The 26,949-nt window shown below is 52.8% G+C and carries 25 protein-coding genes; 11 read left to right on the top strand and 14 right to left on the bottom strand.

Annotation, left to right across the window (positions count from 1 at the left end; genetic code table 11):
* Positions 1 to 27: 27 nt before the first annotated feature.
* Genes JQN73_RS22100 through JQN73_RS22090 form a run of 3 tightly spaced genes read right to left on the bottom strand, consistent with a single transcriptional unit; the run spans position 28 to position 4,336 of the window.
* Positions 28 to 2,178 carry an EAL domain-containing protein gene (locus JQN73_RS22100; protein WP_205321044.1) on the bottom strand — a complete coding sequence of 717 codons (2,151 nt, stop codon included), beginning with the start codon at positions 2,176 to 2,178 and terminating at the stop codon, positions 28 to 30.
* The gene (locus JQN73_RS22095; protein WP_205321043.1) at positions 2,175 to 3,773 is read right to left on the bottom strand and encodes an ATP-binding protein; all 1,599 of its coding nucleotides are present in this window, start codon (positions 3,771 to 3,773) and stop codon (positions 2,175 to 2,177) included. Before JQN73_RS22095 ends, JQN73_RS22100 begins: the two co-directional genes overlap by 4 nt.
* Positions 3,770 to 4,336 (bottom strand): heme NO-binding domain-containing protein, encoded by a 567-nt coding sequence (locus JQN73_RS22090; RefSeq protein WP_205321042.1) that lies wholly within the window; start codon positions 4,334 to 4,336, stop codon positions 3,770 to 3,772. The genes JQN73_RS22095 and JQN73_RS22090 overlap by 4 nt, the downstream gene beginning before the upstream one ends.
* Before the next feature lie 538 nt (positions 4,337 to 4,874).
* Between JQN73_RS22090 and JQN73_RS22085 the strand changes: the two genes are divergently transcribed.
* Positions 4,875 to 7,199, top strand: coding sequence for a bifunctional diguanylate cyclase/phosphodiesterase (locus tag JQN73_RS22085; RefSeq protein WP_240162359.1), 2,325 nt, complete (start codon positions 4,875 to 4,877; stop codon positions 7,197 to 7,199).
* 88 nt (positions 7,200 to 7,287) lie between these two features.
* On the opposite strand, the gene JQN73_RS22080 is transcribed toward JQN73_RS22085, so the two are convergent.
* Positions 7,288 to 8,196 (bottom strand): LysR substrate-binding domain-containing protein, encoded by a 909-nt coding sequence (locus tag JQN73_RS22080; RefSeq protein ID WP_205321041.1) that lies wholly within the window; start codon positions 8,194 to 8,196, stop codon positions 7,288 to 7,290.
* Positions 8,197 to 8,428: 232 nt separating this feature from the next.
* Between JQN73_RS22080 and JQN73_RS22075 the strand changes: the two genes are divergently transcribed.
* The gene (locus JQN73_RS22075) at positions 8,429 to 9,271 is read left to right on the top strand and encodes a DMT family transporter (protein ID WP_205321040.1); all 843 of its coding nucleotides are present in this window, start codon (positions 8,429 to 8,431) and stop codon (positions 9,269 to 9,271) included.
* A 21-nt stretch (positions 9,272 to 9,292) separates the two neighbouring features.
* Here JQN73_RS22075 and JQN73_RS22070 read toward each other — a convergent pair whose 3' ends face one another.
* Positions 9,293 to 10,207, bottom strand: a complete 915-nt coding sequence (locus tag JQN73_RS22070; protein WP_205323527.1) for an AraC family transcriptional regulator — start codon at positions 10,205 to 10,207, stop codon at positions 9,293 to 9,295.
* 98 nt (positions 10,208 to 10,305) lie between these two features.
* Here JQN73_RS22070 and JQN73_RS22065 point away from each other — a divergent pair, with 98 nt between their 5' ends.
* Positions 10,306 to 11,055 (top strand): SDR family oxidoreductase, encoded by a 750-nt coding sequence (locus JQN73_RS22065; RefSeq protein WP_205321039.1) that lies wholly within the window; start codon positions 10,306 to 10,308, stop codon positions 11,053 to 11,055.
* A 31-nt stretch (positions 11,056 to 11,086) separates the two neighbouring features.
* On the opposite strand, the gene JQN73_RS22060 is transcribed toward JQN73_RS22065, so the two are convergent.
* Positions 11,087 to 11,392 carry an NIPSNAP family protein gene (locus JQN73_RS22060; RefSeq protein WP_205321038.1) on the bottom strand — a complete coding sequence of 102 codons (306 nt, stop codon included), beginning with the start codon at positions 11,390 to 11,392 and terminating at the stop codon, positions 11,087 to 11,089.
* A gap of 347 nt (positions 11,393 to 11,739) precedes the next feature.
* On the opposite strand from JQN73_RS22060, the gene JQN73_RS22055 reads away from it, so the two are divergent.
* Together JQN73_RS22055 and JQN73_RS22050 are read left to right on the top strand one after the other, a co-directional pair.
* Positions 11,740 to 12,633 (top strand): aldo/keto reductase family oxidoreductase, encoded by an 894-nt coding sequence (locus JQN73_RS22055; protein WP_205321037.1) that lies wholly within the window; start codon positions 11,740 to 11,742, stop codon positions 12,631 to 12,633.
* Between the two features lie 69 nt (positions 12,634 to 12,702).
* On the top strand, positions 12,703 to 13,305 hold the full coding sequence (locus JQN73_RS22050; RefSeq protein WP_205321036.1) for a TetR family transcriptional regulator: 603 nt from the start codon (positions 12,703 to 12,705) through the stop codon (positions 13,303 to 13,305).
* Between the two features lie 51 nt (positions 13,306 to 13,356).
* On the opposite strand, the gene JQN73_RS22045 is transcribed toward JQN73_RS22050, so the two are convergent.
* Positions 13,357 to 13,956, bottom strand: coding sequence for a LysE family translocator (locus JQN73_RS22045; RefSeq protein WP_205321035.1), 600 nt, complete (start codon positions 13,954 to 13,956; stop codon positions 13,357 to 13,359).
* 908 nt (positions 13,957 to 14,864) lie between these two features.
* On the opposite strand from JQN73_RS22045, the gene JQN73_RS22040 reads away from it, so the two are divergent.
* The 3 genes from JQN73_RS22040 (at position 14,865) to JQN73_RS22030 (ending at position 17,435) form a co-directional block, all read left to right on the top strand.
* Entirely contained in the window at positions 14,865 to 15,101 is a 237-nt protein-coding gene (locus JQN73_RS22040; RefSeq protein WP_205321034.1) for a hypothetical protein, read from the top strand.
* A gap of 80 nt (positions 15,102 to 15,181) precedes the next feature.
* The gene (locus JQN73_RS22035; protein WP_255542240.1) at positions 15,182 to 15,313 is read left to right on the top strand and encodes a Na+/H+ antiporter NhaA; all 132 of its coding nucleotides are present in this window, start codon (positions 15,182 to 15,184) and stop codon (positions 15,311 to 15,313) included.
* 415 nt (positions 15,314 to 15,728) lie between these two features.
* A complete protein-coding gene (locus tag JQN73_RS22030) occupies positions 15,729 to 17,435 on the top strand; it encodes a M14 family zinc carboxypeptidase (RefSeq protein WP_205321032.1) in 1,707 nt (568 codons plus the stop codon).
* Positions 17,436 to 17,567: 132 nt separating this feature from the next.
* On the opposite strand, the gene JQN73_RS22025 is transcribed toward JQN73_RS22030, so the two are convergent.
* The 3 genes from JQN73_RS22025 to JQN73_RS22015 form a co-directional block, all read right to left on the bottom strand.
* Positions 17,568 to 18,611: an ADP-ribosyltransferase domain-containing protein gene (locus tag JQN73_RS22025; protein ID WP_205321031.1), complete on the bottom strand. Its 1,044-nt coding sequence runs from the start codon at positions 18,609 to 18,611 to the stop codon at positions 17,568 to 17,570.
* Positions 18,612 to 19,139: 528 nt separating this feature from the next.
* Positions 19,140 to 19,901 (bottom strand): ABC transporter permease, encoded by a 762-nt coding sequence (locus JQN73_RS22020; RefSeq protein ID WP_205323526.1) that lies wholly within the window; start codon positions 19,899 to 19,901, stop codon positions 19,140 to 19,142.
* 2 nt (positions 19,902 to 19,903) lie between these two features.
* The gene (locus tag JQN73_RS22015; protein ID WP_205321030.1) at positions 19,904 to 20,824 is read right to left on the bottom strand and encodes an ABC transporter ATP-binding protein; all 921 of its coding nucleotides are present in this window, start codon (positions 20,822 to 20,824) and stop codon (positions 19,904 to 19,906) included.
* Between the two features lie 568 nt (positions 20,825 to 21,392).
* Between JQN73_RS22015 and JQN73_RS22675 the strand changes: the two genes are divergently transcribed.
* Both JQN73_RS22675 and JQN73_RS22900 read left to right on the top strand, forming a co-directional pair.
* Positions 21,393 to 21,524 (top strand): hypothetical protein, encoded by a 132-nt coding sequence (locus JQN73_RS22675; protein WP_255542194.1) that lies wholly within the window; start codon positions 21,393 to 21,395, stop codon positions 21,522 to 21,524.
* Complete coding sequence (locus tag JQN73_RS22900) at positions 21,475 to 21,588, top strand: helix-turn-helix domain-containing protein (protein WP_205321029.1); 114 nt, start codon at positions 21,475 to 21,477, stop codon at positions 21,586 to 21,588. Before JQN73_RS22675 ends, JQN73_RS22900 begins: the two co-directional genes overlap by 50 nt.
* A 380-nt stretch (positions 21,589 to 21,968) precedes the next feature.
* Here the strand turns inward: JQN73_RS22900 and JQN73_RS22005 are convergent, their stop codons facing one another.
* From JQN73_RS22005 to JQN73_RS21990, 4 genes are all read right to left on the bottom strand, one after another.
* On the bottom strand, positions 21,969 to 22,289 hold the full coding sequence (locus tag JQN73_RS22005) for a hypothetical protein (protein ID WP_205321028.1): 321 nt from the start codon (positions 22,287 to 22,289) through the stop codon (positions 21,969 to 21,971).
* A gap of 424 nt (positions 22,290 to 22,713) precedes the next feature.
* Entirely contained in the window at positions 22,714 to 22,980 is a 267-nt protein-coding gene (locus tag JQN73_RS22000) for a hypothetical protein (RefSeq protein ID WP_205321027.1), read from the bottom strand.
* 138 nt (positions 22,981 to 23,118) lie between these two features.
* Positions 23,119 to 23,418, bottom strand: a complete 300-nt coding sequence (locus JQN73_RS21995; protein WP_205321026.1) for a hypothetical protein — start codon at positions 23,416 to 23,418, stop codon at positions 23,119 to 23,121.
* Between the two features lie 32 nt (positions 23,419 to 23,450).
* Positions 23,451 to 25,094: an ATP-binding protein gene (locus JQN73_RS21990; RefSeq protein WP_205321025.1), complete on the bottom strand. Its 1,644-nt coding sequence runs from the start codon at positions 25,092 to 25,094 to the stop codon at positions 23,451 to 23,453.
* Between the two features lie 586 nt (positions 25,095 to 25,680).
* Here JQN73_RS21990 and JQN73_RS21985 point away from each other — a divergent pair.
* The gene (locus JQN73_RS21985; RefSeq protein ID WP_205321024.1) at positions 25,681 to 26,535 is read left to right on the top strand and encodes an NAD(P)-dependent oxidoreductase; all 855 of its coding nucleotides are present in this window, start codon (positions 25,681 to 25,683) and stop codon (positions 26,533 to 26,535) included.
* The last annotated feature ends 414 nt before the right edge of the window (positions 26,536 to 26,949 follow it).

The raw sequence follows: 26,949 nt of genomic DNA, 5'->3' as shown, positions 1-26,949 counted from the left end.
AGCAATATCGCGTTACGGGAATGCGATTTATTGCATGATCACATCCTGATCCAGCAACTGTTCAAATTGCTCCGGCAAGAGAGGGCGCGAATACCAATATCCTTGGGCATAGTCGCAACCAGCGGCAATAAGAAAATCCTTCTGCTCAACCGTCTCAACGCCTTCCGCAATGACTTTCAATCCAAGCTTATGGGCCATCACGATAATGGCCGTTGAGATCGCTCTGTCGTTAGTGTCTGTGGCGAGATTCGATATAAACGATTTATCAATTTTCAAGTAATCGATATCAAGCTTTTTAAGATACGATAATGATGAGTAACCGGTGCCAAAATCATCTATCGCCATTTGCACTCCCGCTGTTCGATACCGGCGTAACTTTTCGGCTATTTTGGAGTTTTCTCCAAGCAACAGGCCTTCGGTGATTTCAAGTACAACGTTGGAACCCGAGAGGCCAATGTCTTTCAGGTAGGCCAGCCATTCCTGCTCCTGCTGATGGTCTTCGTTCTGCAACTGCAATGGAGATATGTTAATACTGACTTGAAGTCCGCCCGGTCGTCGATCCGCCCAACATCTGGTCCAGCGGACCGCTTCTTTGAAAATCCAATCACCGAGTTCTATAATCAGCCCGGTTTCTTCAGCGACCGGAATAAATTCAATCGGTCCCAGGATACCGCGTTCCGGATGGCGCCAGCGCACCAGCGCTTCGGCTTTATGGATGCGGCCGCTCGCCATCTCCACAATAGGCTGAAAATGGAGCAAAAACTGATTGGTCAGAAGCGCACTACGCAGCTCGTTAATCAGACCTCTGCGGTGCAACGCCGCCTCTTGTAAGACCGGGGTAAAATAGTGAAAGCAATTACCGCCGTTTTGCTTGGCAAGGTACATCGCCTGATCGGCATTGTTGAGGAGCTGCGCGGCATCTGTTAAGTTATGGGAGTATAGTGAAATTCCGATACTGGCAGATATGTAGGCAGTATCCTGGCCTAGCGTATAAGGCTGTGTCAATTGACCGATAATCTCCTGAGAAATCCGTTCGGTCGAATGCGCTTTGCCTATCTGCGTCAGGACCACGACGAATTCATCGCCGCCCAGACGCGCAACGATGTCTGAAGAACGCGTCAAAGCGCTGAGACGGTGCCCGGTTTCCAACAGAAGAAGATCACCGGCCGCATGACCGAGGGTGTCATTTATCTCCTTGAAGTTGTCCAGATCGATAAACAACAGCGCCATGGAGCGACCCGCCCGATCATGGTTTCTGATCTCCTGTTGCAAGCGCGCATTAAACATGCGGCGGTTGGGTAATCCGGTCAACTCGTCGAAGTTAGCTTGTTTCCAGATCACGTCTTCGGATCTCTTCTTGTCCGTAATGTCTGAAAATAACGTGACATAACCCTGTAAAGTACCATCGGCATTTTTTAGCGTATTAACAACCATCCATTTGGCGTAGGTCTCACCGTTTTTCCGCTGACTCCAAATTTCCCCATCCCAATAGCCCACGGCCCTGAGCGCCTCCAGCATCCTGGCATATTGCGCACTCTCGCGAGACTCTTTACTGAACAGGCCGGATGCCTTGCCTTCTACTTCTTCAAAACTATATCCGGTGATTCTGGAGAACGCGGGGTTTGTGGCTACGGTCAGGAGTGCCGTATCCGACACTAGCATGCCTTCTCCGCTATTTTGATACACCAGGGAGGCTACGCGCATCCTTTCGCTCAGGCGTTCGCGTTGGGTTATGGTTTCTTGCAGTAACGTATTTTGCCTGGATAGTTGTTGATGGATCGCCCTTACGCGGAGCTGTGTATGGATGCGCGCAAAAACTTCTTCAATTTGAAATGGTTTGGTAATGTAGTCGACGCCGCCTACATCAAAACCTTCGATCTTACTTGTGGTGCTTGTCATGGCGGTCATGAAAATGACTGGGATGTCCGCGATGCTAGCAATCGCTTTCATGCGGCGACAGGTTTCAAAACCATCCATACCGGTCATCATCACATCAAGCAAAATGAGCTCAGGAAGCATAAACTGAGCGCGCGTCAACGCTTCTTCTCCATCCTGGGCCGTTAACACGTTAAAGCCCATTTGTTCCAAATAATCTACCAGAACCCGTAAGTTTGCCGGCGTATCGTCGACGATTAAAATAGTCTGGCTCCGCAAAGCAAGGTCGACAATCGGCATCATTTTGGAACTTTCGCCGGCATATGCTGTTCAATCAACGCCAGGATTGCCCTGGTTTGATAGTCTTCGGCGAGAAAGCAGAGCTTATCGGCAAACCCCTTGTAGCGCGGATCGCGTGCCATCAGTGTTCTAGCGTATTGATTAATATTGCGAACATTTCCCGCTAAAGCAAGCTGATAGAACTTTTCCATTTCTTCGGACGGCGGGATAAGCATGGTTAGCTGCGAGGCGGGCGCCAACTCCCTTTTTAACGCTGGTGATATCGATACCATATTAGACTCAGCCTCTGTGTCAAACACGTCTGTCAACAGTTCGAACCAGAAGGTACTACCTTCACCGACTTTACTTTCAACATGAATATCGCTGCCCATTAATTGGATTAACTGGGCGCTGATGGAGAGCCCCAACCCGGAGCCACCGAGTTGATTTTGGAGATTGCCAGCCTGTTCAAAAGGACGGAAAATATTTTGTAATTGCGCGGCATCAATTCCGATACCGGCATCCTCAACCTCAAACCGAAGGGATGCTCGGCCACGCGCCAACGGCACACTGCTGATTTTCAGCGTGATGCGCCCTGACTCCGTAAATTTAACGGCGTTACTTAACAAGTTGAGCAAAATCTGGCGCAAGCGCAGGTCATCCAGTCGAACCGTTGGTGGGAGATTTGCAACCACTTCAACCGTAAAAACTAAATTTTTTTGTTGCGCTCTAACATCGATCATTTGTGTAATCGCTTGCAGAAATGCATGCAAATTAAATGTTCTCAGACTTAATTCGAATTTGCCCGCTTCGATTTTTCCTAAATCGAGTAAGTCATTTATGATCATTAATAAATGTTCGCCGCTTTCGTAAATCGTGTGCAAGCCAGTGAACTGACGCGCATTGAGTTGTTGATCGGTTTGAAGGATTTGTGTGTAACCCAATATAGCATTGAGCGGTGTACGTAGTTCATGACTCATATTGGAGAGAAAAGAACTTTTCGCTTGGTTTGCTACTTCGGCTTTGTCTTTTTGGATCGCCAACTCTGTGGTGCGCTCTCTGACGCGTTGTTCCAGTTCTTCATTGAGAACCTTCAACGCTAGCTCAGCGTCGTAACGCACCTTGACTTCGCACTTCAGACGTTCAGCCAGAGTGCGTAAATCATGCATCATGCGCGCTTTTGCTTCGATCAGAAATAGGAAGTCTAACGTCGAATCATGTAATGCGAAATCGTTGAAGGACAAACCGAGGCCTTTCACACTTTGCACATCGCTGACGAACGGGGAGCAGAGAAATAGCATCAAATCGCCTTGAGGGCGATTCAAAACAAGCATCTGACCTTTGAGAATGTGTCTGGTCGCAAGACACTCCACCAAAAAAACGGAAAATAATTGACTCCCGATGGAGTCAAAGCTCATAGATAAACCAGTCGGCGTCATAACGCGAAACAGGTCTTGAATGATCGCGCCGCAGGCAACCGAAGGGGAAAGAAGTTTAATGTTTTCACCATGTTGTACGATCCGGCCACTGGAATCGAAGACAACATGAAACGGAAACACTGATGGCATGAGTTCAGGGGGTATGCCATGCAACAACGCTGGTGGGCTTTTCTCAGTCATCTACACATTGCAGACTGCGTGCGCGTCGCGTAGCAAACGATAAATTCCTCGTAATCCAATCCTTGAGCAATACCCCGTGTGTGCTCAATCGTGACGTCGGTATTAAAACGCTCACCCAAGCCTTTCAGCAGACCCGAGACCATCGGGGCGTAGCCGCCACGCGAAGAGCGATACTGCAGTTTGAACGTGCCCGGCGTTTCATCGGTAACCAGAAACGATGGCGGTTTCAGGTCTGGCATCCAGAGACCGATACGCGCATGCATATTGTTCAGATTTTTGACGAACGTCAAGAGATCTTGCCCGGACATATCTAGAACGTAATCATAATTTCGGCTGGCGAATCCCACCCAATATTGACCAAAACCCGCTAAAATTTCGCTGGGATTCGTATGCAGGATAGCGCTGGCTGCCCGGACCAGTTTGTCGGTCAGGTCTTCGGGATATTGATGCATCGAAACAAACACATCGACCACGCCAGCCTCTGAACGAATTTTTTCCCAGACGGCTTCGCCATGTCCGTCGACAACCATTTCCTTAATTGCCTGATTCACAAGTCCATACATTGCTCATCCTTCCAGATGTTAATTGTCCATGCACGCAATATCGAAAGTGACGGCTGAAGATTTCAGGTCCTCTGCAGCAGTCTATAACAATGCAGTATGGAAATATATATATAAATAACTATGATTAAATGGAATATTTTGATGATCGTTCCTGATGGCACCGATATAGAAAATAACGCAGGACAGGCCCCGAAGCAGACGTGGTCCACGTTTCCCGTTTATTTGTCAATTTAACGTTCAAATGGATGCCTCTTTCCGGCAATAACTTTGGTGAAGAATTTGGGGCCTCGGCTTCAACCCTCTAAATCGCCTGACGGACTCCGCCATCCCATCAATCTCGTGCTCCGGAACCATCGAATTTCTTTCGTGCAATGAAAACGCCGGCAGCGCTATAATTAGCGTGTGACTTTTTCCGGCCACCTGGCGATCAACCGCTCATTCGATTGTCCGATGAAAATGTGGAAATTTCATGTCATGTGAATTTTGTTGTTTATTAACTCATAGATTCTAAAAATTTAAGTTTCCATTGAGGAACTTTTTGAGACTCGACCCCTGGTACTTTGATTGCTCTGCACTGGTACTCGAACAGGTGAAAAATGAGCAAGGCGCGAATCTATTTACTCCAACACTATTTCGGTACCCTTTTGTCGAGCGCTTTGTCAGCATTCGGTACTGGCATGGCGATAAAAATGGGAAAAGAGGGCATACGCGCGCCTCTTCCCGCAAGCGAATGTCAGGAATCGGGGCGTATTCTATGAAACAGTTGTCGGAGTTAGCAGAACTAGTCATTGCCAACAAAGAGCTTGCATTTCAAAATGGCGAAAAAGAAAAACGGGCGGCAGAACTGGTCGTCGCCAACAAAGAACTTGCCTTTCAAAATGGAGAAAAAGGAAAACGGGCGGCGGAGCTAGCGGTTGCCAATACGGAGCTTGCCTTTCAAAACGCAGAGAAAGAAAAGCGGGCAGCCGAGTTAGCCATCGCCAACACAGAGCTTGCCTTTCAAAACGAAGAAAAAGAAAAGCGGGCGGCGGAATTAGCCATCGCCAACACAGAGCTTGCCTTTCAAAATGAAGAGAAAGAAAAGCGGGTAGCAGAGCTGGTCATCGCCAATAAAGAGCTTGCCTTTCAAAATGAAGAGAAAGAAAAGCGTGCTGCGGAGTTAGCCATCGCCAACACGGAGCTTGCCTTTCAAAATGAAGAGAAAGAAAAGCGTGCTGCGGAGTTAGCCATCGCCAATAGGGAACTTGCCTTTCAAAATGAAGAGAAAGAAAAACGTGCGGCAGAGCTGGCGATTGCCAACACCGAACTAGCCTTTCAAAACGAAGAGAAAGAAAAGCGGGCTGCGGAGCTAGCCATTGCCAACACGGAGCTTGCATTTCAAAATCAAGAAAAAGAAAAACGGGCGGCAGAACTGGTCATTGCCAACACCGAGCTTGCCTTTCAAAATGGAGAGAAAGAAAAGCGGGTGGCTGAACTGGTCATCGCCAATATAGAACTTGCCTTTCAAAATGAAGAGAAAGGAATTCTTGCGACGGAGCTCAACAATCTTGCCTTCTATGACACGCTCACGGGCCTACCCAACCGGCGCCTCTTGCTAGATCGCCTTCAACACGCGTTCGCCTCAAGTGAACGCAGTGGTCGGGACGGCGTCCTGATGTTCATTGATCTGGACAAGTTCAAAGACCTCAACGACACGCTCGGCCATGATTTCGGAGATTTATTGCTCCAGCAGACAGCCCAACGGCTGGCCTCCTGCACCCGTGAAAATGACACCGTGGCAAGATTGGGCGGCGATGAGTTTGTGATCATGCTGGGTGATCTGAGTGAACAACCGATTGAAGCTGCCATTCAGGCGAAAGCCGTAGGGGATAAAATTCTTGCTGCGCTCAATCGCCCTTATCTGCTCGCCCTGCATGAATACCACAGCACCGCCAGTATTGGTGCGGCCCTTTTTAAAGATCATGGGAAGTCTGCGGAAGAGCTGCTGAAACGCGCCGACATCGCTATGTATCAGGCCAAAAAAGCAGGGCGCAACACCTTACGATTTTTTAATCCTAAAATGCAGGAAGTCATCAACGCTCGCATCTCTCTCGAGGGCGATTTACGCAAAGCACTTGAGAGCCCGCAATTTCAGTTGTATTACCAAGTACAGGTTGATAGCAGGTGTCGACCGTTTGGCGTGGAAGCATTGATTCGCTGGATACATCCCGTTCGTGGTTTAGTGTGTCCTGCGCAATTTATTCCGCTGGCAGAAGAGTCCGGTCTGATCGTGCCCATCGGGCAATGGGTACTGGAGACCGCTTGTTCTCGCCTCAAGATATGGCAGCAAGATGCGCTCACCCGCGATCTCGTTCTGGCCGTAAACATTAGTGCGGTACAATTTCACCAATCCGACTTTGTAGCGCAAATGCAATCGCTGGTGCATCGCCATGACATCAACCCGACACGACTGAAGCTGGAAATAACCGAAAGCCTATTGCTCAAGAATATTGAGAACGCCATTGCAACCATGAATGCATTGAAAGAAATAGGCATCCATTTCTCGCTGGATGACTTTGGCACAGGCTATTCCTCTTTGCAATATCTCAAACGTCTGCCGATCTCTCAGCTCAAGATCGATCAATCGTTCATAAACGATATCGCCACCGATAGCAGCGATAAAGCGATTGTCTGCGCCATCATTGCGATGGCGCAGAGTCTGAACCTCGACGTTATTGCCGAAGGCGTGGAAACAGAAGAGCAACGCCAATTTCTGCTGGACAGGAGTTGCACACATTATCAAGGTTATCTGTTTAGCAAGCCGGTACCGGTTGAGGAATTCGAGGCGTTACTGAGACAGCGTTTCAAAACAGTTGATGCGTGAAATGCCGGACCGATTAGCTCGCTGAAAAAGAAGTCAGCGTACGAGTGGGCACGCTCCCATTTGACCTCGTTCCATGAAGTTCCGCAAGTCACTCGTTAGGGAACCGTTTATAAACGCCCCCCTCGTGTTCGAGCCACGCGCAAAACTGCACGACCAGCTCATCTGTAGTTTTTCCATCCGGAATGTAAGTGCAATAGCTTCGCGATGGCAGACCAGGGCCTGGTAAGGGCGCGACCAGCCGACCGGCGGCGAGATCGTCTGCGACCAGCGCAGTCGGTCCCATCGCGATGCCGATTCCATCAATGGCAGCCTGCAACGTCAGAAAGAAGTGATCGAAGGTGAGGGCGGAAGCGGGTCTGAGTGCAGGAGCTTGTGCCCGCGCCAACCAATCCGGCCAAAGCCGCGGAAGACTCGACGTGTGTAATAAAGTATGTAGCCGCAGATCCTCTGTGATCCGAAGCGGCAGCCGCTGCAAAAGCGCAGGACTGCACACCGGTACCCTTTCCTCAGACAGGAACGGCCGCATCGCATAGCCATAGAAGGTGTCCGGTCCGCCGCGGATGACCACGTCATAGATGTCTTTGAGACTCTCCACCGACGCGTTTGACGTCTCCACTTTGACCTCCACTTCGCCATGCTCGGCACGGAACTTCGCCAGTCTCGGCACCAGCCAGCGTAACGTGAATGTTGCAGAAGCGTTCACGCTTAAAGTGCGGGAAGCGGTCAGAGGGACACCATATCGCGTTGTTGCCTGTGAAAGCTGCTCGAACAGAGGGCCGATTTCCTCCAAATAGGCCTTCGCGGCCAGCGTAAGCACCACGCGCCGGTTATGCCGTTCGAATAACGGTGCAGCCAGCCACTCTTCCAGCAGGCGCACCTGCTGGCTCACCGCACCGTGCGTCACGTGCAATTCCGCGGCTGCTTCCTTAAAGCTGCCGAGTCGGCCTGCGACCTCGAAGGCACGCAAGGCATTGAGTGGAGGTAATACCCGTTTCATTCAGGATAGATTATTTAACGCGAACACCCACTTTATCTGGTTTGTCAGCCAGCCACAAGACAGATATCCTTCTTACTACAGCGCCGATCCAGCCGCGAGCGGATATAAGTTATCAAGCGGACAATGAGAGGCATCTTTGTGTTCGCCGGTGGCCCGCGCTAAATTCGTGCCTTGGGTTGTCGGCGCAAGTCCGGAGAATGTGCTCCGGCTCCCTTTTTGTACAGGAACCCGCATGCTCAGTTATACCGGTGGTCTCGTCCTCCTTGCCGCGCTGCTCCACGCCAGCTGGAACGCGATGCTGCACGGCAATCGCGACCGGTTCCTATCCATGACCTGGATGAGCATCGCCATCGCGGGGGTCTCCACTTTCGTCGTTTTGATCACGCCGTGGCCGCCCGTCGCGGCGTGGCCGTATATCGTCGCATCCGGGCTGGTGCATATCGTCTATAACGTGAGCCTGGTGCGCGCGTATCGCCATGGTGATCTGGCGCAAGCGTATCCGATTGCACGCGGTTCGTCGCCGCTGCTCGTCACGCTCGGCGCAGCGCTCTTCGCGCATGAGGCGATCGGCATCTTGCACGCTCTCGGAATCGCGATGATATCGGGCGGCATGATCGCGCTAGCGCTGCAGGGCGGCCGCGTGTCGCGTTCAAGTGCGTTAGCCGCCCTGACGACCGGCGCAACGATCGCGCTCTATACCGTGATCGACGGCATCGGCGTGCGGTTATCCGACGGTCAGGCGCTCGCTTACACGGCGTCAATGTTCCTGTTCTATTGGTTGATGCCGGTGCTGTTCGTCGCGAGGCGTGGCTTAGCGGCTCTATCAACACCAATACGGACCGCACCCATGGCGGTCGGCTCGTCGCTCGCTGGCGGCCTGGTGTCGATCGCGGCGTATGGCATCGTGATCTGGGCGATGCAGTCCGGCGCGATGGGCACGGTATCGGCGTTGCGCGAGACCAGCGTAGTGTTCGCGATGTTGATCGGGCGGGTGTTTCTGCGGGAAACGGTCAATGGAAAGCGCTGGCTCGCGTGCGTGATCGTCGCGGGCGGGGCGGTTTGTCTCGGGCTCTGACCCTGGGAAAAATAATGCTGGCTACTGGTCTTGCAATGCCATTTGCTCCCGTACATAACGCGTTGGCGGCAAGCCGACATGACGGGTGAATGCGACGCTAAAAGCACTTGCCGAGCCGTAGCCGACGCGTTCAGCAACTTCTGCGACGCCAGCTTCTTTGCGTCGCAGCAAATTCTTTGCCAAAGCCATGCGCCAACGGAGCAGATACTCCATTGGGGCGACCCCCACAGCGCGCATGAATCGTTCGAAGAACGCCGAGCGCGAAAGGGCCGCTTCTTTCGCCAGTTGCGCAACCGTCCATGGCTGCGCCATATTCTCGTGCATGCGTCGTATTGCGACCGCGAGACGTTCGTCGGCAAGCCCACGCAAGAGACCTGGCGACGCGACAGTCTCCACTGTGGATCGGAGGGTTTCAATGAGAAGAACCTCAAGAAGGCGAGCCAGGATGACATCACGACCGGGTCGCAGTGCGCGCGACTCTTCACTCACAAGTTGCACGATCGTGGCCAGCCTCTTTTCGCCGCGAACGTGAATGAGTTGTGGGAGAAGCGACACCAGCAAGGCCGCGTCCGGGGAGCCAAAGACGAAATGGCCCACCAGTAATAGAACGTCAGGCGGCCCGCTTTGAACGCCGAGCCTGAACGCACCGTGGAGCAGTGCGACGGGCACTGTATCGAGATCCTCCGATGTCGCCGGGTCAAGGCTTGACAGCGTGAAGCCGTGCGCTGAAGGAATCAAGACAAAGTCACCTTCCTGAAGTTCGATCAGCGCGTGTCCATCGACCAGAAGGTGGCACGAACCGCCGAGAATCACGCAGTAGAAGGGCTGTCCGGCTTCCGAACGGCGAACCCGCCACGGACCTGCGCCGCTCACGACTTTTGAGAACGGGGCGTGCGGTTGGAGCAGGGTGACAACCTCCGCAAGCGGATCGATCATTGCTGGACTCTTGCTCATGAAATATGGACTTCTGATTATAGCAAGTCCGTTTTGTGAGCGCTATAGTCTGTTACTGCAAATCAATTACAGGAGTTCCTATGAAAACCGTCCTCATCACCGGATGCTCATCCGGTTTCGGGCTCGCCACCGCCCAGTACTTCCTTGATCGCGATTGGCGTGTCATCGCGACGATGCGCGCGCCGCGCGAAGACGTTCTGCCGCGTTCCGCGCTTCTGCGCATAATCGCCCTCGACATTACTGACCTTGAGAGCATCCGTCTGGCCGTGGAGGCCGCAGGGCCGATTGATGTCCTGGTCAATAATGCAGGCATAGGTGTGCTGGGCGCTCTTGAAGGCACCTCGCTGGAAACGGCGCGCGCGGTGTTCGAAACCAACACACTTGGCACAATGGCCATGACTCAGGCGGTGCTGCCTCAGTTCCGACAACGCAAGGCCGGGGTTATCGTGAACGTGACGTCGAGTGTGACGTTGAAGCCACTGCCTCTGCTATCCGTGTATACCGCGAGCAAAAGCGCCGTGAACGCATTCACCGAGTCACTTGCGCTGGAACTCGCACAATTCAATATACGCGTCAACCTGGTGCTGCCGGGACGAGCCCCGGAGACCCGCTTCGGTGAAAACGCGCAATCTCGAATGCAAGGTGGCATCCCCGAGGCCTACGGCGTTCTAGCGCAGAGTGTCTTCGCGGAATGGGGGCAGTCGTCTGCGGTCACGCGGGCACTGGATGTGGCAGAAGCGGTGTGGCATGCAGCGAACGAGCCCTCGTCCCCGCTTCGCATTGCTGCCGGCGCCGATGCAGTGGCGTTAGCCGAGTCAAGCTGCCCCTAAAGTTGACGTTGATCCAGCCTCGCAACCTGTTTCACTTGAAGACTGGACGGAAGAAGCTACGCTCATAGCTGAGGATGCAACGGGTGTCCTCGGCGTATTGGAATGCGGCCTGGCATTCCGAGTCTTGAAGTGATCTTGCTCTATACTCTTCATACAATGCGAGCGACGGAAATGTGAACATCGCGAGAGCGACGTTATTGGTTCCTTCTGACGGAAGAAAATACCCATGGTGCTGTCCGCCAAACTTTTCGACTAGCGGAATCCAGATTTTACCGTAGTGCTCAAATTCGTTGAGCTTGTATGGATCAATGACGTAGCGCAAAAAGCAGGTAACCATGAAAATCCTTGAGGTCAACAAATGACGACAACGATAACGTACAACCGCAAACTTAGCATAGCGCCATCGCCAGACCGTCGACATTCACATAAATAGCATGACTGAATGATCAAATCTGATCAAATCGGTTTGATTGGCGACGGCCAAAGCGTGGTCTTTCGCTGAAACGCCGCCTTATCTGTCAGGAGGGCGTGACGTTCAGTTTTCATTTCACGATAGCCGTTCGCAGACTCGATGTCTGATGCTGCTCGGATGCTGGCAGATACTGTGAGTTTCAAGTTTCATAATTTGACTTTTGAAACTTTTAGTATAAACTTACGTCCTCATCACTGCAAAGGAGCAGCAAAATGCGTCAATTCACTCTCGGCGGCCAGTTCCAATTCCCTGGTACGAATTTAACGGTTAAGCGGGTCGGTTACGGCGCCATGCAACTGGCCGGTCCCGGCGTTTGGGGTCCACCTAAGGATCGGGACGGTGCGCTTGCTGTATTGCGCGAGGCCGTTGCGGCAGGCGTGAATCATATCGACACTTCCGACTTCTACGGTCCGCACGTTACCAACCAGATCATTCGGGAAGCGCTCGCACCCTACAAAGACGAGCTGGTCATCGTTACCAAGATCAGTGCGCGTCGCGGTGAGGATAAATCCTGGATTCCCGCATTTTCACCCGCCGAGCTGACGCAGGCCGTCCACGACAATTTGCGTAATTTAGGTGTTGAGGCGCTGGACGTGGTTAACCTCAGAGCGATGTTTAGCCACCATGGTCCTGCCGAAGGATCGATTGAAGCATCCGTGACCGTGTTGGCTGAGTTACAGCGCGAGGGACTGGTGCGTCACATCGGTCTGAGCAACGTTACGGCAGCGCAACTGCGTGAGGCGCAGGCGATCACGGATATTGTGTGTGTGCAGAACAACTATAACTTGGCCCACCGCGAGGACGACGCCTTGATTGACGAACTGGCGCAGCAGGGGATCGCTTACGTTCCATTCTTCCCACTTGGCGGATTCACGCCACTGCAATCCTCTACGCTGTCAGACGTTGCGACTCGCCTTGGGGTAACGCCGATGCAGGTCGCACTGGCCTGGTTGCTGCACCGGTCACCCAATATCCTGTTGATTCCCGGTACCTCGTCGGTGGCGCATCTGCGCGAGAATTTAGCCAGCGGAGAGTTGGCGTTGTCGCAGGAAACGTTGGTCGAGCTAGACGGCATCGCTGTCGCATCAGCGGGGGAAGAGCATTGATTCGGCTAGATTTCCCGGTCTCCGCTCGCACAGCATTGAACGAAAAATGTGACCTTTTGCGAGCGCCCCATGGCGTCTGCTGACACGCCACTCACGCTCGGTAGGGTACTGACCACAGCGGAGGATGTTATTCGCCGTTTCGGCCCGGCCAAGGCAACGGTAGTCGACGTCGCCAAGGCGTTGGGCGTAAGTCACACTGCCGTCTACCGGCACGTAGCGACGAAGGCACAGCTGAGGGACCTGGTCGTCGCACGCTGGGCGGAAGCAACCATGCCGCCGCTAAGGGCCGTCGCCGCCAGAACGGACCCCAGCCCTCAGCGGTTACGGGAGTTGTTTGATGTCCTGATCGCCGTTAAACGCCGTCGCGCCATTGACGACCCTGAACTGTTCGCTGCTTACCGTACATTGGCGGCAGACGCCCAGTCCGTCGCTGCGGCGCACGTGGGTGAACTGATCGAGTTGGCTGCTAGTGTTATCCGTGCGGGTGTGAAAGACGGCGCGTTTCGTAGCGTTGATCCCGTGCGAACGGCGAGAGCGATACTGTTCGCCACTAGCCGTTTCCACCATCCCGCGCATGCAGCCGAGTGGATCGATCTGACGATCGATGTCGCCTACAACGACGTGTGGAAGCTGCTCATGCAAGGGCTCTGCAACGGCGACAGCAGCACATAGGGAGACGTTTTTCTACATCGTTGGCATTGACCGACAATGCCAACGATAGATTTAGCGAAATGTCGCCCAAGCGATAGACGCCGAAAACGCACACAGTAACAACGAAGCTGCACGCTGCAACTTGACCCGATCCACAAACTGCAAGCGGCCGTTGGCTAACGCTGCGCCGAACACGATCCAGGCGATGCCGATAGGGATCAAGAGGCAAGAGAACAATGCCGTTGCTGCCAAATAGAGTTGAATATTGTCAGCGGCGACAGCGGGGAAAATCGCGGATGAAAAAAGCAGGGCCTTGGGGTTGAGAAGGGTCGCCACGAATAAGGCTTTGGGACCAATCGACCGTTGTCCCGAGGCTGGCAGCGCGGACGCAGTTCGCCATACCGTCACCGCAATATAAATTAAATAAAGGCTGCTGGCTGAGCGTGCCAGAAGTGCTACCCAAAGATAGCTGCTTTGTAAGGGCGCAAGCACGGCACCCCATACCGAGATCGCAATCAGGTAGCCGAGCAGTTCGCAGGCAATTAAAGGCAACGCGGCTTTTGTACCTCGTTGCAGGCCAGCCGCCGCCAGCAAGGTGTTGGTCGGCCCCGGCGTTAGAAGTATCACAGCCGTACTGAGGGCAAAAAAAGGGAAGGTGAATTCAGATGTCATCAAAGTGTTAAGAAGGGCACCTCGCCACTGCAACTTTAAAAGATTCAGTCGGCAATTCAGAGGTTATCGGTTTAATTGAAATTGGTTTGCCGGGGAGGGAAGTCCACCTTCACGTTATTGTACGTCACTGGCGACAAGGCCTTGATTTTTGCCGTTTGCTACCGGTCCTTGTTTACGGCCGAATGTCCAGGGGCCACTTGTCTGACATCCATCGTCACTTTAATGCCGCTAAAATATTGCAGCGTGTTCAATACGATTTACTTTCTGAGGTCGTCAGCCAATTCCTTTTTAAAAAAGTTGATAAACAAAGTATGCGGTACCTCGTTCTGACCGCATGGATGCCCACATTTTTACCCTACCGGAACTCGCCTTACCGCTAAACGGACGTATTTATAAATGGCGAGTTCGACCCAAAGCGTCACCCGAGTTTTTCTTGGCAAGGGCGGGAATGCAGCGATTGCTGCCATCGGCAATTTTTCGTCTTGTATGCTTATCAACTGGGACATTTTGCCTCATTGTATTGAAATTGCTTTCAAGTAGAATGCCCAGAATGGCAGCAAGACCATCCTTGCATGACAGTCGCTGACGTTTTCTCCTGTCTCAATTGCATTCGGCAAGTCACTCCGCTGGATGCCATTATCATTTCAAAGGTAGATGTAATGAAAGATTCAAACAGGATGTCTGGGAGTTTTTCTCTCCCGGCTGATCTGAAACGCGCGATGGCGCTCTACCATATTGGTCTGGTAAAGCGCGTCTGCACCTAGGCCATACACCTAACGGGACTTAGTTCTCGCCTCGTTCGTCATGACTTGCCCTTTACCCAAAAATGAAGCTTCAGAAGCAGCGTTTTGAGGCCGTGCTCCTCACAATAGATAGTGTCAAGTAATAGCCTGGAAATACGCAAAATCATGGATTGGATCCCGATAGTCTTCGTTACGTTCAAGATTCTCGTGTTAGGCACGGGCATGCTCTTCGCCATCAAGTGGCATTACGATCAAGGGACGAAGGAGAAGGAGAGGGACTTGCGCGCGGCGCTACGCGCGGGCGGCAAGGTAGCCGCAGTCTTCCTGCTATCGCTGCTTGGCCTGGGTTTCGTCACCTTCGTCCTTAGCAGGATGCTGGGTTTGGACATGACCTGGCCATGATGGCAAAGATAGTCGGCCGATATCCAGTGTTGCGGCAGCAATTCCCCGATGCGGCTATTGGGTAGCATCGGCAAGCGGGTCTGCTCGGTGGTATTGAATTTACGATGTCTATCTTCCTTACGAACCTTACGTTCGTCGGACAACCAGAACTTGTCACTACATCGAAGATGGCAATCTTCCTCGCGTCGTTGACAGCCGGTGTCGCAGGCTAACTTTGGCGCTAGGGTCTCGACTCATCAAATTATGGGACGTACACCACGCGGCGAACCAAAGCGACTCTGATCGACAAGCGGACAATAAATCTGTGCGCGGCCCAACTCTTGCCTGGCCACACGACACTGGAAAGCACAGTTCGTTACCCTGGGCATGGAAGTGGATGGCGCGTTAGAAATTTTTGAGCAGACCGAAATTTAAATCGCATTGCATAATAGCGGTCATATGGTCGTTTTATTCGGGATAGTCGTATGACTGCTTTTTTCGATTCTGGTGAACGCGTACAATCGGCCAAGCGCGGTCTGTCGTGACCGACGGCTTTCCGATACGCTACCTTCGCTCCATATCCTGCACTGTTGATGCGGACCGTCAAATTGCCGTATCTCTCGACGCCACCAAAAAAAGGAGTCGCGCATGACCTCCCCGATCAGCTTTGCCTATCCCACGCCCTTCGAACTCGGCAATGGCAACCAGACCTCCACCTGGGCCGAATGCGTCGCCTTCTACGAGCGACTGGCCGAGCGATTCCCGGGTGTGCTGCGATGGTGGCGGATCGGCACGTCCGACACCGGCCTGCCGATGCACGCGGGCCTGGTCACAGCCGACGGCGTGTTCGACCGAGAAACATTGCGCGAGCAGGGACGCCCGGTGTTCTTCAACAACAACGGTATCCATCCCGGCGAGCCTGAAGGCATCGATGCCTGCATGGCCCTGGTGCGCGACTTCTGCCTTGAGCCCAAGCGACTGGCGGCGCTCGGCGACACGGTGTTCCTTTTCATCCCGGTCTACAACGTCGACGGTTGCGTGAACCGCCAGTCCAGCTCGCGCGCGAACCAGCTCGGCCCCGAGGAGTTCGGCTTTCGGGGCAACGGCCAGCACCTCGACCTAAACCGCGACTTCATCAAGTGCGACAGCCTGGCCGCCCAGGTGTTCAACCGCTTCTTCAACACCTGGGACCCGGATGTGATGGTCGACACCCACACCGCTAACGGTGCCGACTATGCCTACACCATGACCCTGATTCCGACCCAGCCCGACAAGCTTGGCGGCGGCCTGGGCGACTTCCTGCGCGAGTGCATGCTGCCCGCGATCTACGGCGATATGCAGAGGCGCGGCTGGCCGACCTGTCCCTACGTCAACATGCTGGCCGAGACGCCCGACGACGGCATCGAAGATTTTATCGATCTGCCGCGTTTCTCCACCGGCTACGCGGCGCTGCACCACACCATCGGCTTCATGCCCGAGACCCACATGCTCAAGCCCTTCGCCGACCGCGTGGCCGCGATGCGCACGCTGGTCGAGGTGGTGCTGGACTTCAGTGCGGCGCAGGCGGGGCGCATTCAGCAATTGCGGCGCGATTCGCGGGCCGACGCCGGACACCGCACACAGTGGCCGCTGCGCTGGCGTAACGACCACGAGCGGCCGGCCCGCCTTCGCTTCAAGGGCTACGCGGCGGTACGCACGCCAAGCCGGTTGGGCGACTATCAACGGCTCGCCTACGACCGCAACCAGCCGTGGGAGAAGGACATCGTCCACTTCGACCGCTGTGTCGAGGAATTGGCGGTGACAGCACCGAAGGCCTACCTGGTGCCCCAAGCCTGGCGCGAGGTTATCGCGCGACTGGAGTGGAACGGCGTCGCGCTGCAGCGCCTGGACGCCGACCGATTGTTCGATGCGGCCCGGGTGTACCGGGTGCTGGAGGTCGGCACGCGCGCGACCGCTTACGAAGGCCACATGTTCCATGACCGGGTGCTACTGAGCACGCACTTCGAGGCCATCCAGGCGCGCGCGGGTGACATGCTGGTGTCGCTCGACCAGCCCCAGGCCCGCTACGCGGTCGAGACCCTGGAGCCCGAAGCGCACGACAGCTTCTTCCGCTGGGGGTTCTTTAACAGCGTGCTGGAGAAGAAGCAGGCCTCCATCTCAGCCTATGTCTTCGAGGACACGGCTTTGCAAATGCTGGCCGACGAGCCGGCGCTGCGGCAGGCGTTCGACGTATGGAAGGCCGCGCATCCGGCGCAGCTATCCGATCCGCAAGCGGTGCTCTGGTTTCTGTTCACCCACGGCAGGCGCCATGCCGAGCCGGAATGGCGGCGCTATCCGGTGGCAGCGTTGATTTAGTAAAAAATTCCTACGAGACGCGAACGCGTCGCGGGGATCACCGGGCGATGTTGAACCCTGGTATCCGGCATTACGGCTATTCCGGTAGCAGTAACTCGGCGACCGGGCGTCGCTCATGTCGGACATCGCCAATCAATTGCGTGATTGTCCTGGGTAATCGCGCACTTGCTGCAGATGAATAATTACCGCCGGATAGTCGTCAGTGCTGCTTGAAAATGACTGTGATTGGACGTTCGTGACTCTAAATTTGGCGTTGGGCGCTACCAATATTTCTTCCTCGCTCTCTGCCTGAGATAAGGAGCTGACGGATACGCCTGACAACAAATCCGCAACTAATCCCACATTAAAAGGGCTAGTTTCTTCAAAACATTGGGCCGCATCTTTATCGAGAGTTGTACTCATAAAAGCAGGCGAACAATATATGCCGCCGGATATTTGCAATTCGCGATATTTTTCGATCTCAGTTGCGTGAAGCTTTAAGCCTCTATATACAACGCCTTCGAACGATTCCTGACGTTTCAGGAAATTTAGACCGGACACCAATGTTGCAATATATGGAGAGAATTCAGTCACTTTTGCATTGAGCAACGCCGCTTGTTCTTCTGTGGCCCCAGCGGCAAATCGTAATGCCGCATTCACTGCTCGGTAAACCGGTTCATTTTTTTGTGTTCCAGTTTCGATTTCATAGTCTTGAGCGGTATGGATGTATATGGCTGTTGCTTCATGCGCGGGTAGGTCAACCAGAGACGGATTTTTATCCCGAAATTCTGCACTGTTGAAATATTCCAATAACTCGTTGATAGAGTATGACTGCATCCCTTCATTGGATAATTTCAACTTGGCTGCCCAATGTTCGAATTCGGCATGCATTTTACTGTCGGCTTGATAGCCAGGGCCGGGGGCTTGATACCTGGAGACAATGCACGTATCAGTCATAGCCTGCTGTGACACACCATTCACGACGATAAGGGCCGCGTGACGGCTTTCGGTCGAAAACACGTAACTTGAATTCTCTGCCGCCAATCGGGTAATCCATGCTGGGCGCGCGTTCCTAAACTTGAATGGAATAAGATCAGCGGCGCGAGTGGACCATGGCGCATGCTGAACTTGCACCGGCTTTGGTGCGTGTCCAACAACTTCATAATTAATATTTGTGCATGGAACTGAAATTTTCATGTTCGGCGATAATTATTATGGTTAAATTTCAGGGCAAATTCTTTCGCTACTTTCGTGGCGCCAAATGTTGGGTTATAGAGATGCATTCTTGTGTGTGGCGATTAATTGCACAAAGTTCCAGCCAAGTCAAAAAAGCGTCAGTTTTTGCAGGGCGCATATCCGGTTGCAAGCGAATACTTATTTCGCTGTGGATCACATGCGATCCGAAATCCCTGCAGCAGCCTTTCGACAAGAGCGGTCGGACGAGCCTCCCTGATAACCGGCTGCTTCAGACTGGTTGCGGTCATTGGGCTTTCCCTTCACACCAGAGCCGACATATCGTCGAAAACTGGGGGCACCATATATGCCCCCAAGGCCGTATCTTTGAAGACATCAGTCACCCCACTTGAGGCAAATTCTTTTCCAAAAGTGGAGAGCGAATCGTCAGCGAGTGACGTCAAAACATGGCTTTGGCAGTTCACGTGGCTTGTTTGAGACGATCGCGGGTAGTGACTGCGAGTGCGGCTTTTAAGGCACCTGCACTAGGGATTAGCGTTTGAGCTTGTATCCAGTCTTGAATATCCAATAAATAATCGCCATGCAAATAGACAGAAAGACCAGCGCCATGCCGACGCTGATTTCCACTGGCATGTCCGCACTGCCATAAAAGCTCCAGCGGAACCCGCTAATCAAATAGACCACAGGGTTGAACAAGGCGACGGTCTGCCAGGCCTCGGGTAACATTTTGATTGAATAAAAACTGCCGCCCAGGAAAGCAAGTGGTGTGACAACCAACAAGGGAACGATTTGCAGCTTTTCAAATCCATCGGCCCAGATCCCGATAATGAAACCGAACATGGAAAAGGTCACTGCGATCAGCACCAGGAACACGATCATGAATAAGGGATGCGCGATTTCGAAAACGACGAAAAACCGCGCTGTAATCAGGATTAGTACACCCAGTATGATCGACTTGGTAGCCGCCGCACCGACATAACCTGCAACGATTTCCACTGCCGAAATGGGCGCCGACAACACTTCGTATATCGTCCCGGAAAACTGCGGCATATAAATGCCGAACGACGCATTGGCGATGCTTTGCGTCATCAAGGACATCATGATCAGACCGGGAATGATGAACGCGCCATAAACCACTCCGTCCACCTTCATCATATGGCCGCCGATTGCGGCGCCGAATACCACGAAGTACAGGACAGTCGAAATCACCGGGGCGGCGATACTCTGCATTAGCGTGCGACGAGTACGTGCCATTTCAAAGTAATAGATGGCCCGAATTGCATAAATGTTCATTGTCATGCCTTTACCAAATTGATAAATATATCTTCCAGCGAACTCTGGCTCGATTGCAGATTCTTGAAGTCAATGCCATGCTCGTCCAGACGCCGCAGGAGCGCGGCAATCCCGGATTGTTCACTCTGTGCATCGAAGGTGTAAGTCAATTCGTTGCCTTCTTCAGCAAGAGTCAGCCCCAGTTCAGCCAAGTCAGGCGGAAGGGTGGTCAGCGCATGTTGCAACTGGATTTTCAACTGTTTTTTGCCGAGCTTAGCCATCAGTGTCACCTTGTCTTCCACCAGAATGATCTCGCCCTTGTGGATCACGCCAATTCGATCTGCCATATCCTCGGCTTCCTCGATGTAATGGGTGGTCAAAATGATGGTCACGCCTTTGTCGCGCAGTCCGCGCACCATTTGCCACATGTCACGGCGCAGCGCCACGTCGACGCCGGCGGTTGGCTCGTCGAGGAACAGGATCGTCGGTTCGTGTGACAGGGCCTTGGCGATCATCACCCGGCGCTTCATGCCTCCCGATAATTCCCGAATTTTTGCATCCTTCTTGTCCCATAGCGACAGATCGCGCAGTACCTTTTCAATGTGCTCCGGGTTCGGTGGCTTTCCAAAAATGCCGCGGCTGAAATTTACCGTCGCCCATACAGTTTCGAAAGAATCTGTTGAGATTTCCTGTGGTACCAGGCCAATGGCCGAGCGCGCCGCACGGTAGTCGCGCACGACGTCGTGGCCGTCCGCCGTTACCGTGCCTTCGCTCGGGTTGACGATCCCGCAGATAATGTTGATCAGGGTGGTCTTGCCGGCTCCGTTGGGCCCGAGCAGGGCGAAGATATCTCCGCGTGGAATGTCCAGGTCGATCTTCTTGAGTGCCTGGAATCCCGTAGCGTAGGTTTTGGTAATACCTTTAACTGAAATGACTGATTTCACTGGTTTCCTTAAACGCGTGCTTAACTGTAATATGAAACGCTAGCGCAAACTCTGCGCATCGTAGATGTATTGATCCCCCGCAAACGGATTGTTGGCGCATTGACGAATTCGGTCGTTGCAAGCCGACCATCGAAAATTTCGAGCCTGCATCACAGCAGGCGCGAACCCGGGAGAAGTTCCCCTTCGATTTTTACGACCGGACAATTGACAATAATCCCTAGAGCCTGGGTACGAACGAGTCCTTCGTCCTGCCCATCCAGGACTTCCTGTCCCGAATGCAGCTCGTGCGGATTTTCCCCAGTTTCTAATATACTGGGTATAACTGTCAGAGCGAATTATATTGCGTATTGGTATTGTTGTTCCCCAGCGGTTGCGGTATGGACGGCAACACACTTGTCTGATCGAAGTTCATGAGTCTGTAAATTCTGTCTACAGATGATTGGGTGGCAGGAATTTTACTTCGATTGTTCGCGCCAATTAAATTGCTACATGAATTTACATGATGGCGACCTGTAATCGCACTCTTTAATTTACAGTTGTCTATGAAAAACGTTACGAGCCCTTGGGCATGTTGCTGATTATCGTGCTGACGGGCGACGTTCGCCGCCCCGGTGAGTTGCGCAGAATGGTCGGCGGCCTGGGCGAAAAAAATGCTGTCGCAAACGCTGAAGCGCTTGGAAGCACAGGGGCTGGTTCATAGAAAGTCTGATGAGACCGTACCACCTCACGCGGAATATGCCTTGATCCACTGGGAAGATCTGTGAGCGCGCGAGTTGAGGCAACGACCGACAGTATCGATACCATCATTCCTGACGTCATGGATGCACAGCGTTCGCTACCTTCGCCCAAGTACGATTAAACCTCAGATTTCTTTCGCACCCACGGACGGTGCAAATTTGCTTAACCGGACTGTCAAGGACGGGACGGGTGAACGAGGATGATGGATCCTTCCAGTAGTCAAATTTGAAAGCAATCTTGATCGATCGGTTGCATCCGCCGCTGGTTGCGGTCAGTTTTTTTCTTAGCGGAATGTCCGCATTCAGTCATTAACAACCTGTCGAATGGTTAGCCATTTTTTTAAAAATGGCTAACGCAAATGCGTCACTTTGTTTGTTGACAATAACGATTAAGCCGTGCTATTGCGCTACTTTGCAGGCGCAACTTCCAACCTGTCAATGTGGGCTGCTGCGATTTGCGCCAGCATCTGCGCTGACGTCACCGCCATTCGTAGTAAGCGTTCTGTGTCCGCAATATTTAGCAATGGTATGGTGTCGCTGTCTCGGTCCATCGTGCTGAAATGGGCCAAATCAACGCACGTCTGGATGCCTTGGGAGATGTCCTTTGTCAATGCAAAAAACTGTGCACATTCGTTGGATTGATGATGCTCAGGCAGCCAGGAAAACGGTTGATGAAGTGACGTTGGTTCTGGTGAGGATGCCGGCGCATTCATGGTCGGGTTGCTCATGATTGCGACTCCCCGACGGTGTTGCTGAGGATCGCCTGAACTGCCACGGCGTTGACGTGGATGGCTAAGTATCGAGTGGTTTGTAAGCGGGTGGGAAAATACCTGATGGTGCTCTGCATGGTTGATTCCTTTGTACAGTTAAGCCGCGCCCGCTGCAAAACGGGTGGGCAGCAAATGGCAGGGTTTGCAGACCGATGTACAAAGCTACCGGCAGGCCGAAGCCTCACCACCACTGCTGCCCATAACGGCGCAACAACGGCAACGCACATGAAAAAACCGCTTGCGCGGTCTGTGCGCTTTGTACTGTCAGGCTGCAAAACCCGAGCTCCTTTTTTAAGGAACGAACTGAGTATAGAGCATCATGGTCACATTTGTGAAGTATTGATTTTCAACAATATAGACAGATAAACACCGGTGACGGTGGTCACAACTCTGCCTTGCCCACCGAGGCTGGCGTTTCGTACTCTTCCATTTGATGGCGCTTTGCCAGCCCGGCATCGGTATGGGGAAGTGGGGCGGTAGATTGGGCCAAATCAACGCAGGTTTGGTTGCCTTGGGAGATGTCCTTTGTCAAGGCAAAAAATTGTGCACATTCAATTGATTGATGATGCTCAGGCAGCCAGAAAAACGGTTGATGAAGTGACGTTGGTTCTGGTGAGCATGCCGGCGCATTCATGGTCGGGTTGCTCATGAGTGCGACTCCCCGATAATGTTGCTGATGTTCGCGTGAACTGCCACGACGTTGACATGGATGGCTAAGCATTGAACGGTTTGCAAGCGGGCGTGGAAATACCTGATGGTGCTCTGCATGGTTGATTCCTTTGTACGGTTAAACCGCTTCCCGTTGCAAAACGGGGTGAGCGGAAAATGACAGGATTTGCAAACCGACGTACAAAGCTACCGGCAGGCCGAAGCCTCCCCGCCATTCCCGCTCATTGAAGAGCACAAAGATGAACACACGTAAAACTACGGCTTGGCGTGGTCCGTGCGCTTGTATATTGCAGGTTGCAAAGCCTGTTCCGCTCTTTCTCTGAGACAAAATAGTATAAAGGATGAGCATGACTTCTGTGAAGTCTTGAATTTCAACGGATAAACGGACAGAGAGATAAACACCGGTGATCGCGGTCACAACCCCGCCTTACACATTGAGGCTGGCGTTTCTTACTCTGCCATCGCTTCTTCCTCAAGCGGCAGATGTAATCTGACTGCGGTCCCCGTGCCGGGCACGCCACTGACTTTTAGCTGTCCTCCGAAATGACGAGTACGCTCGTACATGCCAAGGATTCCGAGGGCTTCGCCGCTGAGTAACTGTTGCGTTTCAATTCCTTTGCCGTTGTCTCTGATTTCAACGATGATGATGGTTCTGTGACGTAAAATTAAAATCTTTATTTGCGACGCCGCGGCATGGCGTACCGCATTGGTCAACGCTTCCTGGACCACCCGAAACAGCATGATGCTGCGCTCTGGATCAAGCGCCACAAGCGCGGCGCGCTTGCTAATCATCAATGTGCAGTGTAGCCCCGAGCGCTCCTGTATCTGCGCCGCATACCACTCCAGCGCTGCCCAGATGCCCAGCTCATCAAGCACGCTTGGTCGCAGATCGGCAATCACCCGGCGCACCGTTTCCATCGCTGCGTCCGCCATGCAGGTGGCGCTCACCAGGAGCGGATCGGGCGCGTGCCCGGCACTCACCGCGCGCTCGATCGACACGGAGACATATGCCTTGATGCCAGTGAGTACGCTGCCCAGTTCATCGTGGATTTCACGGGCGATGCGCTTGCGTTCCTCTTCCTTGTTTCTTTCCTGATGATCAGCTAGCTTGCGTAATTCCGTGCGTGAATCCTGCAACGCTTGTTCCGCCACTTTGCGCTCGGTGATATCGGTGATCGCCCCGACCATACGGATTGCTCTGCCGTTTGCATCAAGCGTCGATTTGCCTGTGGACCTGACCCATAGTAACTTTCCCGTTTGGGTGATGATGCGGAACTCAGCGTCGTAGACCGCATTGGCAAGCAGAGATTTTTTCATATCTGCTCGTACCACGCTGCGATATTTTAGTTCGATATATTTATTAAAGTAGCTTTCGGCATGCACGGCTTTGGTTCCGGTCTCTTCCAGCATTTCCATCAGGCGAGGTGAGTAATAGACCGACTTCGCCAGCATATCCCAATCCCATAATCCATCGCTGGTACTGTGCATCGCAAGTCGCAGACGTTCCTCATTGATGCTAAGTGCACGCTGAAACCCCACATTTTTTCTCAGAATGGAAACGGATATAAAACAACCAAATCCGAATAAGACTGATGCCAATGCCAACGTTGTCAGCGTCAAAACAGTCTGAGTTTTGCGTGCCGTTTCACCAAATTTAGCGGAGAACGCATCTTCCAGTGGTGTGAGAAGTGCGTTGATGCGCATAATGCGCGCAAGACTGGAACGTAAAAAATCTTCGTCGTAGTTTCCGGACGTGATGCCGGCGTGCAGTTGGTTTGCCTCCGTATTGAGTGCATTGATATAGCGGTCTGCCTCGGTCCAGATGGCGATTTCGGTACGGACGAAACCGACGTTGCGAAAATTGTGGAACAGCCAGATCAAGCCATCGATGTCGTCCGGATGATTGCGCGCTGCAAGAAACGCTGCGCGTGCTGCATCAATATCCACATCAGGCTTGTCTAATGCAAGTCTGGCGCTGTAATCGCCCATCGGCACAGCGATGGCATGCAGAAACCGCAAATAGTCGCTCTCGTCATGTGACGCGCCATATTGATTGAGATAGATAACCGCTTCTTTCTGGCTTTTCGAGTACAAACTTTCCGCCGTCACAGACGCGCGAACAGATGACAATATATGTGAGCTGAGAAATCTCAAACCTGTCAGCAGAGCGGCGGTGACTATTAATGGCCAAAATATTTTTACCCAGCGCCAGCAAGTATTCATTTTAAAAAAACCTTAACTGAGAGACTTAAAAACGCGTTGGCTTAAAATGGCCGAAGGTATTGCCTTTCCTATTCTTTCTTGTGGCAGTGTGGGGGAGGCGTCACGCGCGCGTTGTCTGACCTAACGTGCTGTGTCTCAGGATGCAAGTTTTGATAACGTCCGACAAGCGGATGAAATCGATTCGGTAGTCGCATTTGCTTATATTTCTGGACGAGTTGCGCTCGCTTAACGCCAAAATCGCACTGGAAAAGAGCGATTTTTAGTGGCATTGCCTGAAGAACGATGCTGTTAGTAAGATATCACCATTTCGTGGATTTGTTTGTATTTTAAAATGTTCTGTTGCTCATCCGTGCGTTCTCGCTGACCGCAGGCGAAAACGTTACAGGTCTATGCAAGATTGTGACGGTGTTATATTTAAGGTTTATGTTGCTCAGCTTCACTTTAAAAAGGATATGAAATGGCAAACATCGCTTTTCTCGGCACCGGCTTGCTCGGCGCGGCTTTCGCTGAAGCTTCGGCAAAACGCGGCGACACGGTCACTGCATGGAACCGTTCCATGGAAAAAGTTAGCGCGTTGGCGCAGTTTGGTGTGAAGGCTGCCGCCACGCCTGCAGAAGCGGTACAAGGTGCATCAAGGGTGCATCTCGTATTGAAGGATGATGCGGTGGTGGAGGAAGTGATTGCGGCGGCGCGTAGCGGCCTGTCATCTAACGCGATCCTGATCGATCACTCCACAACTTTACCTGGGCTTACTGTTGAGCGGGCCGCGCGGCTGCAGGCGGCTGGATTAAAGTATCTGCATTGCCCCGTTTTTATGGGTCCTCCGGCGGCGCGCAATGCGCAGGGATCAATGATGGTGGCGGGGCCGAAGGCTCTCTTTGATAAGGTTGAGGCCGATCTGGCCAAAATGACAGGGCGGCTCCAATACATGGGTGAGCGCAGTGATCTTGCTGCGGCCAACAAGTTGTTTGGAAATGCCATGATTATTGGCCTCTCGGCGGTAATGGCTGACGTCCTGACGCTGGCGCAGGCGAGTGGCGTAAAGGGTGAGGATGCCATCAAATTGCTTGGGATGCTTGATTTGAATGGAATGGTGGGTGGGCGAGGATTGAATATGGCGAAGGGCAATTTCGCCCCGAGTTTCGAATTAGCGATGGCGCGCAAGGACGTGAGGTTGATGTTGGAAACGACAGGTAATCGCCCGTTGGCAGCATTGCCCGCGATTGCCGCGAGAATGGATCAGCTGATAGCAGCAGGACACGGCGCGTCGGATGCCAGCATTCTGGGTTTCGACGCGGTGCCGCGAACTTAAAGAAGGTCTACGCAAGCGGAGGCATGAATTCCCATGGCCTTGGCTATTCAGAGCGATTACGCAAACGGTTAAAATATATGAAGCAGAAACCAATTTGTCAAAGTTGGTAGATGCCGTTGTTGGCTGTGGTGAGGTTGTGATGGCGAAAGCAGGTAAGTCGACCGCACGACGCGTTCCGATGCAGCGCGAAGAGACGCTACGCAGCTTTGGCCGGTTGGACGTGAAGATAAGATCGCCGATGAATTCGATGCTACTCTGCCGGATGACGTACTCGCTGCGTTCGAGGGGCGCTAATGTGTCTACTTCTCCGCAAGTAAAACGGATTATTCAGGGGATCGTTGAAGGGAGACGTCAAAATTAGTTTAATTACCAATAAAAATTGCTTACTGGTATTTTTTTGACGGAATTTATGCG

The organism is Glaciimonas sp. PAMC28666, assembly GCF_016917355.1.
GTDB lineage: Bacteria > Pseudomonadota > Gammaproteobacteria > Burkholderiales > Burkholderiaceae_D > Glaciimonas.
This window is presented reverse-complemented; position numbering and strand designations above follow the sequence as displayed.

Excerpts from the sequence above, each read along its gene's own strand:
- JQN73_RS22100 (WP_205321044.1), bottom strand. The coding sequence starts at position 2,178 with ATGATGCCGATTGTCGACCTTGCTTTGCGGAGCCAGACTATTTTAATC.
- JQN73_RS22095 (WP_205321043.1), bottom strand. The coding sequence starts at position 3,773 with ATGACTGAGAAAAGCCCACCAGCGTTGTTGCATGGCATACCCCCTGAA.
- JQN73_RS22090 (WP_205321042.1), bottom strand. The coding sequence starts at position 4,336 with ATGTATGGACTTGTGAATCAGGCAATTAAGGAAATGGTTGTCGACGGA.
- JQN73_RS22080 (WP_205321041.1), bottom strand. The coding sequence starts at position 8,196 with ATGAAACGGGTATTACCTCCACTCAATGCCTTGCGTGCCTTCGAGGTC.
- JQN73_RS22075 (WP_205321040.1), top strand. The coding sequence starts at position 8,429 with ATGCTCAGTTATACCGGTGGTCTCGTCCTCCTTGCCGCGCTGCTCCAC.
- JQN73_RS22070 (WP_205323527.1), bottom strand. The coding sequence starts at position 10,207 with ATGATCGATCCGCTTGCGGAGGTTGTCACCCTGCTCCAACCGCACGCC.
- JQN73_RS22065 (WP_205321039.1), top strand. The coding sequence starts at position 10,306 with ATGAAAACCGTCCTCATCACCGGATGCTCATCCGGTTTCGGGCTCGCC.
- JQN73_RS22060 (WP_205321038.1), bottom strand. The coding sequence starts at position 11,392 with ATGGTTACCTGCTTTTTGCGCTACGTCATTGATCCATACAAGCTCAAC.
- JQN73_RS22055 (WP_205321037.1), top strand. The coding sequence starts at position 11,740 with ATGCGTCAATTCACTCTCGGCGGCCAGTTCCAATTCCCTGGTACGAAT.
- JQN73_RS22050 (WP_205321036.1), top strand. The coding sequence starts at position 12,703 with ATGGCGTCTGCTGACACGCCACTCACGCTCGGTAGGGTACTGACCACA.
- JQN73_RS22045 (WP_205321035.1), bottom strand. The coding sequence starts at position 13,956 with ATGACATCTGAATTCACCTTCCCTTTTTTTGCCCTCAGTACGGCTGTG.
- JQN73_RS22040 (WP_205321034.1), top strand. The coding sequence starts at position 14,865 with ATGGATTGGATCCCGATAGTCTTCGTTACGTTCAAGATTCTCGTGTTA.
- JQN73_RS22030 (WP_205321032.1), top strand. The coding sequence starts at position 15,729 with ATGACCTCCCCGATCAGCTTTGCCTATCCCACGCCCTTCGAACTCGGC.
- JQN73_RS22025 (WP_205321031.1), bottom strand. The coding sequence starts at position 18,611 with ATGAAAATTTCAGTTCCATGCACAAATATTAATTATGAAGTTGTTGGA.
- JQN73_RS22020 (WP_205323526.1), bottom strand. The coding sequence starts at position 19,901 with ATGAACATTTATGCAATTCGGGCCATCTATTACTTTGAAATGGCACGT.
- JQN73_RS22675 (WP_255542194.1), top strand. The coding sequence starts at position 21,393 with ATGTTGCTGATTATCGTGCTGACGGGCGACGTTCGCCGCCCCGGTGAG.
- JQN73_RS22900 (WP_205321029.1), top strand. The coding sequence starts at position 21,475 with ATGCTGTCGCAAACGCTGAAGCGCTTGGAAGCACAGGGGCTGGTTCAT.
- JQN73_RS22005 (WP_205321028.1), bottom strand. The coding sequence starts at position 22,289 with ATGAGCAACCCGACCATGAATGCGCCGGCATCCTCACCAGAACCAACG.
- JQN73_RS22000 (WP_205321027.1), bottom strand. The coding sequence starts at position 22,980 with ATGAGCAACCCGACCATGAATGCGCCGGCATGCTCACCAGAACCAACG.
- JQN73_RS21985 (WP_205321024.1), top strand. The coding sequence starts at position 25,681 with ATGGCAAACATCGCTTTTCTCGGCACCGGCTTGCTCGGCGCGGCTTTC.